The organism is Micromonospora sp. NPDC049580 (genome assembly GCF_040675595.1).
Taxonomy (GTDB): Bacteria; Actinomycetota; Actinomycetes; order Mycobacteriales; family Micromonosporaceae; genus Micromonospora.
This window is the reverse complement of sequence record NZ_JBFAPG010000409.1, coordinates 1-5750: the sequence shown is the minus strand read 5'-3', so window position 1 is coordinate 5750 and position 5750 is coordinate 1. Positions and strand designations below refer to the sequence as shown.

At 69.5% G+C, this 5750-nt stretch carries 6 protein-coding genes; 3 read left to right on the top strand and 3 right to left on the bottom strand.

Annotation, left to right across the window (positions count from 1 at the left end; all coding sequences use genetic code 11):
• Positions 1–15 precede the first annotated feature (15 nt).
• A complete protein-coding gene (locus AB0J68_RS25450; RefSeq protein ID WP_354856223.1) occupies positions 16–1254 on the bottom strand; it encodes a cytochrome P450 in 1239 nt (412 codons plus the stop codon).
• 235 nt (positions 1255–1489) lie between these two features.
• On the opposite strand from AB0J68_RS25450, the gene AB0J68_RS25445 reads away from it, so the two are divergent.
• The 3 genes from AB0J68_RS25445 (at position 1490) to AB0J68_RS25435 (ending at position 4000) form a co-directional block, all read left to right on the top strand.
• The gene (locus tag AB0J68_RS25445; protein WP_363940681.1) at positions 1490–2248 is read left to right on the top strand and encodes an LLM class F420-dependent oxidoreductase; all 759 of its coding nucleotides are present in this window, start codon (positions 1490–1492) and stop codon (positions 2246–2248) included.
• A gap of 146 nt (positions 2249–2394) precedes the next feature.
• Positions 2395–2751, top strand: coding sequence for a YciI family protein (locus AB0J68_RS25440; RefSeq protein WP_354856225.1), 357 nt, complete (start codon positions 2395–2397; stop codon positions 2749–2751).
• A 16-nt stretch (positions 2752–2767) separates the two neighbouring features.
• Positions 2768–4000 carry a sigma-70 family RNA polymerase sigma factor gene (locus tag AB0J68_RS25435; protein ID WP_363940679.1) on the top strand — a complete coding sequence of 411 codons (1233 nt, stop codon included), beginning with the start codon at positions 2768–2770 and terminating at the stop codon, positions 3998–4000.
• Here the strand turns inward: AB0J68_RS25435 and AB0J68_RS25430 are convergent.
• A complete protein-coding gene (locus AB0J68_RS25430) occupies positions 3963–4784 on the bottom strand; it encodes a PIG-L family deacetylase (protein WP_363940677.1) in 822 nt (273 codons plus the stop codon). The genes AB0J68_RS25435 and AB0J68_RS25430 overlap by 38 nt on opposite strands.
• On the bottom strand, positions 4781–5750 hold a 970-nt coding region (locus tag AB0J68_RS25425; RefSeq protein WP_363940675.1), incomplete at its 5' end, for a galactosyltransferase-related protein. The genes AB0J68_RS25425 and AB0J68_RS25430, both read right to left, overlap by 4 nt.

Genomic DNA, 5750 nt, shown 5'->3' with positions numbered 1-5750 from the left:
CGGTCGGCACGGGGCTCAGGCGACCGCGGGGACCGCGGCGGTGAGGTACATCGGCACCCGGTCGTAGCCGTTCATGATGAACGAGCCCTGCGGGGGCAGTTCCTCGCGCGGCACGGCCAGGGTCAGGTCGGGAAAGCGCTCGAAGAGGGCCGGCAGGGCCACCATCGACTGCATCGTGGCCAGCGGCCGCCCCAGGCAGTAGTGCTCGCCGTGCCCGAAGGACAGGTTCGTCTTGTCCGGGCGGGTGATGTCGAAGTCGTTGGCGGTGTCGCCGTGCAGCGCCGGGTCCCGGCCGATCCCGGCGTACGCGATGAGGACCAGGTCGCCCTTGGCGATGTGGACGCCGGCGACGTCGATGTCCTCCTTCGCGTAGCGGAAGGGCAGCTGGGCGACGGCGGCGTCCTTACGGACCGCCTCGTCGAAGGCGTCCATCCAGGTGTACTGCCCGGTGCGGATCAGCTCCAGCTGGTCGCGGTGGGTGCTCAGGTCGATGATGCAGTGGGCCAGCACGTTGCTCAACGTCTCCGATCCCGCGCCGAGCAGGACGTGCAGGCTACCGATCAGCTCCTCGTTGGAGAGCGTCTCGCCGTCCTCGTTCGCGGCGATCAGGACGCTGGTCAGGTCGTCTCCCGGGTCCTGACGGCGGCGGGCGGCGAGCTTGGACATGGCGTCGTGCCACTGGTCGAGGTTCGCCGCGGCCATCTCGCCGGTGTGGTTGGTCAGGCTGTTCTGCTTGGTGCCCTTGAGCGCTTCCTCCCGCACCTCCTCCGGCACGCCGAAGAGGTCGCAGATGAGCGTGGCGGTCAGTGCGTACGTGAACTGCCCCTTGATGTCGACCGTCTCGCCCGGCCGCGTACTGGCCTCCATGTCGTCCAGCAGCCGCTGCACGATCGACTCGACGCGGGGTCGGGCCTTCTCGACCTCGCGCGGCGTGAAGGCGTGCGACACCAGCTTGCGCAGCCGGTCGTGGTCGGCGCCGTCACGAACGGTCAGGTTGTCCATCGCCACCCAGGTGATGAGCTCCCAGTCGTGCGGCACCTCGCCGCGCACGAACGGGGGCCAGTCCTCCTTCGCGTTCTTGGACAGCTGGTCACCGGCGAGCAGCTTCCTGCCAATGTCGTACGACGTGACGCACCAGGCGTGGTAGCCACCGGGAACCTCGACGAGGGTGACCGGGCCCTCGGCGCGGATCCGGGCAGCTTCGGCATGAATGTCACGCCCCTCAGGATCGAGCATGATCGGGCATTTACCCATCGCGGGCCTCCATGGTTCGGTGCACGGCACCGGGCAGGGATCCGGTGGTGCGAAGAGCGGTATCTGCCGCTGAACCTAATGACCTCCCCGGCTCCATATTTCTTCTCGATTGCCGAGCGTGGAAATCCACTCCGCGTGTGCCTTTACGGCGTCGGAACAGCAATTGTGAAGAGGTTTTGCGGGGCCGCTGCGGGCATCCTCGACTCGATAACGCGTAAATCCAGAGGAGACGGTCATGGCTCGATTCAAGGTCGGGGTGCTCTTCAAGCCACAGCACTGCGAGATGGCTCAGCTACGCGAGGGTTGGCGTGCGGCGGACGAGCTCGGTGTGGACACCGTCTGGACCTGGGACCACTTCTATCCGCTCTACGGCGACCCGGACGGCGCGAACTACGAGTGCTGGACCACGCTGGCCGCGCTCGCCGCCGACACCCGGCGCGTCCGGTTCGGCTCGCTGGTGACGTGCAACAGCTACCGCAACCCCAACCTGCTCGCGGCCATGGCGGGCACGGTCGACCAGATCAGCGACGGTCGCCTGATCCTGGGCCTGGGCGCCGGTTGGTTCGAGCGGGACTACACCGAGTTCGGCTACCGGTTCGGCCGCGCCGGCGAACGGCTGCGGGCGCTGGAGGACGGCGTGCGGACCGTACGGTCCCGCCTGGCCGCGCTGGTCCCGTCGGCAGCACGGGTGCCACTGCTGATCGGCGGCGGCGGTGAGAAGGTGACCCTGCGCATCGTGGCCCGGTACGCGGACATGTGGAACGACTTCGGTTCGGCGGAGCGCTTCGCCCACAAGAGCGCCGTCCTCGACCGCTGGTGCGCCGAGCAGGGTCGCGACCCCGCCGAGATCGAACGCACCACGATGATCGAGACGGCGGAGGTGGACGAGGTCGACGCCTATCTCAAGGCCGGCGCCACCCACGTCATCCTCGGCCTGGACACCCCGTTCGACCTCGAACCCCTGGACCGCCTGCTCGCACACGCGAGGGACTGAACACGTCAGCCGGCCGGTCGCCGCGGGCCACGTACCGGGCCAGCGAGGCCCAGATTTTCGGTGTTGCTGTCGATCTACCGCCCGCGCGACCCGTCGTAATGTAGAGGCCACCACCGAGGGGGCCGGCACACGACGGGACATGAGAGATGGCCAAGTACATGATCCTCATCTACGGCGACGCCCAGCAGTGGGACGCGATGACCGACGAGCAGTGGAAGGCGCACGACGCGGCGCACGAGGCGTTCGTCGCCAAGGCCGGCACGCAGATCATCGACGGTCAGCAGCTGGAGCTGGCGCCCACGGCCACCACGCTGCGCTCGGACTCGGTGGGTCAGATCCAGACGACCGACGGCCCGTTCCTGGAGACCAAGGAGGCACTCGGCGGCTACTACCTGATCGAGGCGACCGACCTGGACGAGGTTCTGTCGATGGCGACGCTGCTTCCCGAGGTGCACGCTTCGCACAGCGGTGTGGAGATCCGCCCGGTGGTCGACCACGGCTGACGTGGCCGACCCACGGATGAAAGACGAGGTTGTCGCGGCGGTCGCCCAGGCGCACCGCCGCGACTCGGCCCAGGTGTTCAGCACCACGGCCCACCTGACCCGGGACCTCGACCTCGCCGAGGAGTGCACGCAGGACGCGTTCGCACAGGCCCTGGAGACCTGGACGGAGACCGGTGTCCCCGACCGACCGGGCGCCTGGTTGACCACCATCGCGCGCAACCGGGCCCGCGACGTCCTGCGCCGCGAATCGGTGTTCCGTCGCAAGATGCCGCTGCTCGTCGCTGACGAGACCACGCCGGGGCCCGAGGACGGCCTGGTCGACGACCGGCTGCGGCTCATCTTCACCTGCTCGCACCCCGCCCTGGCCCGGGAGGCGCAGGTCGCCCTGACCCTGCGCCTGGTCTGCGGGCTGTCCACACCCGAGGTGGCCCGCGCGTTCCTGGTGCAGCCGGCGACGATGGCAGCCCGGATCACCCGGGCCAAGAAGAAGATCGCTGCGGCCCGCATCCCGTACCGGGTGCCGGGCCCGGACCAGCTCGAGGAGCGGGTGAGCGCCGTCCTGGAGGTCGTCCACCTGATCTTCACCACCGGGCACACGGCGCCGCTCGGCGCCCACCTGGTTCGCCAGGATCTGGTGGACAGCGCCGTCAGCCTGGCCCGCATGCTGCATCTGCTCATGCCGACCAACGCCGAGATCAGCGCGCTTCTCGCGCTGCTGCTGCTCAACGCCTCGCGCCAGGACACCCGAATGTCCGCGGACGGGCGCCTGGTGCTGCTGTCCGAGCAGGATCGCTCCCGCTGGGACCGGCAGCTCATCGCCGAGGGCCGGTGGTTGGTGACCGACGCGCTGCGCCGGCGGCCACCGACGCGGTACGCCCTGGAGGCCGCGATAGCCGCCCTGCACGCCGAGGCGGCGAGCTGGCGGGACACCGACTGGGCCCAGATCGTCGCGCTCTACGACGCCCTGTTCCGGCTCTGGCCCTCGCCCGTGGTGGATCTCAACCGGGCCGTCGCGATCGGGCTCCGCGACGGCCCCCGGGCCGGCCTCGACGCGCTGGATCCCCTGCTCGCTGATCCGGCCCTGGCCACGTACGGGTACCTCAGTGCCGCCCGGGCCGACTTCCTGCGCCAACTGGGGCAGTGGTCGCAGGCCCGGACGGCCTACGAGGAGGCGCTGACCCTCACCGACAACGACGTCGAGCGCGCGTTCCTCAATGAGCGCCTGACCGAAGTCCAGCGGAATCTGTGAGCGCCACCACCTCGCGGACGGTCTCGTAGAAACCGTCGACACCGTGGAGGTCGCGGCGGTTCGCGCAGTCCTCGGCGTACTGCTCGCTCATGGTCTGGCCACCGCTCTCCAGCATCGCGATCTGGCTCGCGTAGGCGCCGACCGCGCGTAGTTTGCGGGCCCACTGGCTGTCACTGATCGCGACGGCCACCGGCTCCGACACGCGTACGCCCGCCGGCAGCGCCGGCATGACGTTGACTCCCGGCCACGCGAGGTAGGGGAAGTCGTCCCAGAGCGACAGCGGCGAGTCGGTCCTGGCCACCGCGGCGAGGACGGCGTCGCGGGTGCGCCGGTGATCGACGTGATTGCCGACCGCCGCGCACGTGACGACCCGGTCGACGGAGAACTCACCGATCACCCGCTCGATGTCGGCGGCCACGGCGGCGACCAGATCGTCCTCGTCGTCGGCATGGTGGTCCATCGGGTTCTCGTCGTCGATCACCCAGCCGCCCTGCGCGTTCCTGCGGTAGATCGCGTCGAGGAACGGGCCGCACAGATACGGCGGGTCGACGCCGAGCGTGGCGAGGGCCGCGACGTTCTCGTCGCGCCGCGCCGCCACGGGATCACCGACGATCGCCCACTGGTCGTGGAAGGTGGTCGCGATCGGCGAGTACGGCGGCGCGGGACTTTCGGCGAACACCGTGTAGACGACGACGTGTTCGCCAGCGTCGGCCAACTGGACGAGGTGGCCGCCGTAGGACAGCACCGCGTCATCGAGATGCGGCGACACCACCAGGGTTGTCATGCGGCTCTCCCTTCGAAGTGGGGTTGCTGCGAATGTGCGGTCGGCAGCACCGGGTCGGCGTACGAGATCGTCCGGCGGCCGATCCGGCCGGCCTCCGCGAGGATCTGCATTCCCCAGGTGTCCCAGACGCCGGCCATCCGCGAGGTGATGACGACCGTGCCGGCACTGTCGTCGCTCAGCGGCGTGGACAGCCCAAGAGCGTGGTAACCGCTGTGGTCCCCCGAACGCACGGCCCGGTCGAGGAGTTCGTGATCGAAGTCGACGAGGGTCGCGCCGGTCACCGACGCGGGCAGCTCGCCGCCGCACCCGATGATGGTGACCGCCTCATCGTCGGGCACATCCGCCAGGGCGTCGGCTATCTCGGCTGAGACGCTCAGGCCCCGCGCCCGCTGCTGCCAGTCGAGGAGCTCCAGGTACGTCGGCTCCCACTGCCAGAACTCCCCCTTCTCCACCATCACGGCCAGACCCATCTCGATCGCGGGCTCGGGGAACTTGCTCAGGAACAGCCGCATGTTGGCGAACAGCTCGTCGAAATTGGCCTTGTGGTCGCGGTCGTGCGGCGCGACAACCGCCCACGCATCCGCCGCGAGCTCGATCGTCAGGCCGGCGCGGTGCAGCCGGAAACCCAGCTCCATGTCCTCGCCACCCCAGCCCTGGAATCGCTCCTCGAAGGCGCCGACGCGGCGGAAGTCGTCCATCCGGATCGAACAGTTTCCGGTCCAGAAGGCCTTCCAGGGGATCGACCGTTTCCTCAGGTCCATGCCGCAGCCGGCGAAGTAGGGCTGGCGCACGTCCTGGAACTCCGGTAGGTGGCGGTAGCGCTCCACCACCAACTCGGGCGACAGCTGCGCGAGGAGCTCGTCCACCCCCACCATCGGCGAATCGGGGTTGTAGCCGTAGCTGGGCCCCACCACCGCCCGCCGCGACTCGCCGCCCTCGTGGGCGGCCAGGTGCGCGGCGAGGAAC

Coding starts and splice junctions, on each gene's coding strand:
- AB0J68_RS25430 (WP_363940677.1), bottom strand. CDS start 4,784: ATGACAACCCTGGTGGTGTCGCCGCATCTCGATGACGCGGTGCTGTCC.
- AB0J68_RS25440 (WP_354856225.1), top strand. CDS start 2,395: ATGGCCAAGTACATGATCCTCATCTACGGCGACGCCCAGCAGTGGGAC.
- AB0J68_RS25435 (WP_363940679.1), top strand. CDS start 2,768: ATGAAAGACGAGGTTGTCGCGGCGGTCGCCCAGGCGCACCGCCGCGAC.
- AB0J68_RS25450 (WP_354856223.1), bottom strand. CDS start 1,254: ATGGGTAAATGCCCGATCATGCTCGATCCTGAGGGGCGTGACATTCAT.
- AB0J68_RS25445 (WP_363940681.1), top strand. CDS start 1,490: ATGGCTCGATTCAAGGTCGGGGTGCTCTTCAAGCCACAGCACTGCGAG.